Below are 2544 nucleotides of genomic sequence, written 5' to 3' on the forward strand. Positions count from 1 at the left end.
CGCACGCGTCGGTGCCGGAACCGCCGCGGACAGGCTCGGCGGTGCCCGCGGGTCGGCGACCGTCGCGCTCGTCCAGATTGCGACCGGTGTCGTCCTGTTCGGCGCACTTGCCGCCGAAATCCCCTCGTTCCCCGTCGCGCTCGTCGTGTTCGCCGGACTCGGCCTCTCGATCTACGGCTCGACCGGCGTGTTCTACTCCTGTCTGAGCACGCTCGTCGACGGCGACGACATCGGGGCCGCGACGGCGGGCGGGCAGACCGCCATCAACGTCGGCGGACTCGTCGCCCCGCCCGTCTTCGGAATGCTCGTCGAGAGGTCGGGGTACGGAACCGGCTGGGAACTGTTGGCCGGGATGACCTGCATCGCAGCGATACTCCTCGTCGTCGTTCGCCGCTCGGCCTGACTACCGAACCAACTCGGCTATCGCGTCCGCTGTTTCCCGGTTGGACGCTACACTCTGCAGAAAGCCGAACACGCTCCCGGCGCTCCACGCCGCCGGAATACAGGCGTCCGGGTGTCGGACCGTCCCCGCCGACACGTCCCCGTCGAAGCCGACCATGAGTTCCGGGAAGCCGAACCGGTCCGGGAAGTCCGTCCGAACCGTGTCGGCGAGCGCGTCGAGTCCCCGCACGGCGAGCGCTTCGGCCGTCTCGTGGTGGCCGCGCTCCGCGAATCCCATCGCGGCGATGCTGGTGTCGTGGGGCCAGACGCTCCCGCGGTGGTACGAGAGCGGGTCGAACGAGTCGTGCGACGACGCGAACGTCCTGAGCCCCGCCGACGTGAGCATGTCGTCGTCCGTCAGCCGGGTTGCGACTCGTGCGACCCGGTCGTCGCTTCCCAACCCGCCCCAGACGGCGTGGCCCTGATTCGACGCCACGCTCGGGATGACCCCTCGGTCGTCGATACCGAGCGCGTAACACCCCTCCTCGGGGAGCCACAGTCGTTTCTCGAACGATTCGGCGAGCGTTTTCGCGGCCACCTCGCACTCCGCCGCGAGCGTCGAATCGTCCGCCCGCTCCGCGAGCGGCCCGAACCGCGTCAGCGCGCGGAAGACGTACCCCTGCACCTCGGCGAGGGCGACCGACCCCTGTGCGGGCGTCCCGTCCGGCCGCGCGAGCGCCTCCGCGCTGTCCTTCCACCCGAGATGGGCGAGACCGAGCGGGTGGTCGTGCGGTTCGTAGAAGAGGAATCCTTTGTCGTCCAACTCGGCGAGCGTCCACTCGACGGCCGATTTCGCGTGGGGATACACCGAATCGAACAGCGTCTCGTCCTCCGTCTTCGCCACGGTATCCGCGAACAACGCGGCGAACAGCGGCGTCGCGTCGACGGTGCCGTAGTACGGCGTTCGAACGCTCTCGCCGATGGCGGGGAGGTCGCCGTGGCGTTTCTCGTGCATGATTCGGCCGGGTGCTTCGAGCGTCGCGTCGTCGGTTTCCGTTCCCTGCTCGTCGGCTAAGAACCGGAGCGTTCGCTCCGCGACGCTCGAATCGAACGGCAGGAGTTGGTAGCTGACGAGCAGCGAATCCCGGCCGAACGGCGCGAGAAATCGCGGCGCGCCCGCGGCCGGGACGCCGCACGGAAGCATCAGCGCCCCGAGCGTTTCCGCGGCGCGGTCGATGAGTCGACTGTACTGTGGGTAGTCGATGTCTGCATCGACTTCGGGCGTCTCCCGTGCCCTGTCCGGGAGGTCGATGTTAAGCTCGACCGTCCGCGTCGAAGCAGGCGCAACTGCTACGTTGGTCGAAACTGTGGCGGAATCGTCGGTACTCGTCGTCTCGATGCTGGAGTCCGAACTGACCGTCACGCGCCGTTCCGTTCCGTCCGCGAGGGTTCCCACGAACGCACAGCCGGACGAGTGCTCTTCCACCGTGACCGGCCTGTCTTGGCGCTCACGCGATGAGAAAAACGACGGAATCTCGAAGACGTGGCCGAAATCGGGTGTGAGTTCGAACGCGACCGTCGTCTCCCGCGTGTCGGCGGTGTTGTTCGTGAGTCGCGCCGTGACCGTCACGCCCGTCTCCGTGAGTTCGACGCGCTTTTCGAGCGTCCACGGCCGTTGGTCGCCGCGACCGGTGCCGACCGTTGGGCTGGCGAGCATCGTCGTCACACCTCGGTCGCGGGATTTGCGACCGAGGACAATCCAATCGTCGGCGTCTCCGACCCCTATTTCGAGGGTCGAGAGGTAGCGATGGTCGGACTCGTACACGCCGGTTTCCGGCGTCTTCGGAGTGACGTCCCCCCTCGAATCGACGATTACCTGTCGGCCGGAGTCCATGGCGAGCGCACAGTCGTCGGGAAGCATCAGGCGTCCTCCTCGTCGTCAGGGTAGCTCACCTTTTCGATGATAATCCTGTCCGCTTCCATGTCCTCGAGCACGGCGCCCCACCCGCCGATACCGTACTCCCCGTCGTCCGTCTCGATGACGATAGTCGCCTGTCCCGCGAGCGAGGAGAGCGATGGCGTCGCTTCCCCGTCCCGAAGGTCGCCGTTGGCGTACAGCACGTCGGTAATTTCGCCGGTGAGCGCCACGGTGTTTCGCTTCCC

General features: G+C 67.3%; 2 protein-coding genes and 1 pseudogene. 1 reads left to right on the plus strand and 2 read right to left on the minus strand.

Going from position 1 to position 2544, the window contains the following annotated elements; genetic code table 11:
• A pseudogene (locus BG842_RS10050) lies at window positions 1–403 on the plus strand (MFS transporter); the annotation flags it as partial.
• Here BG842_RS10050 and BG842_RS10055 read toward each other — a convergent pair.
• Both BG842_RS10055 and BG842_RS10060 read right to left on the minus strand, forming a co-directional pair.
• Window positions 404–2302: a glycogen debranching N-terminal domain-containing protein gene (locus BG842_RS10055; RefSeq protein ID WP_069450637.1), complete on the minus strand. Its 1899-nt coding sequence runs from the start codon at window positions 2300–2302 to the stop codon at window positions 404–406. It lies immediately after the preceding pseudogene.
• Window positions 2302–2544 (minus strand): TrmB family transcriptional regulator sugar-binding domain-containing protein (locus BG842_RS10060; protein WP_303645365.1); only part of this gene is annotated, 243 nt, incomplete at its 5' end. The genes BG842_RS10060 and BG842_RS10055, both read right to left, overlap by 1 nt.

The sequence above is a fragment of the Haladaptatus sp. W1 genome (assembly GCF_001723155.1).
GTDB classification, from domain to species: domain Archaea; phylum Halobacteriota; class Halobacteria; order Halobacteriales; family Haladaptataceae; genus Haladaptatus; species Haladaptatus paucihalophilus.

Excerpts from the sequence above, each read along its gene's own strand:
- BG842_RS10055 (WP_069450637.1), bottom strand. The coding sequence starts at position 2,302 with ATGCTTCCCGACGACTGTGCGCTCGCCATGGACTCCGGCCGACAGGTA.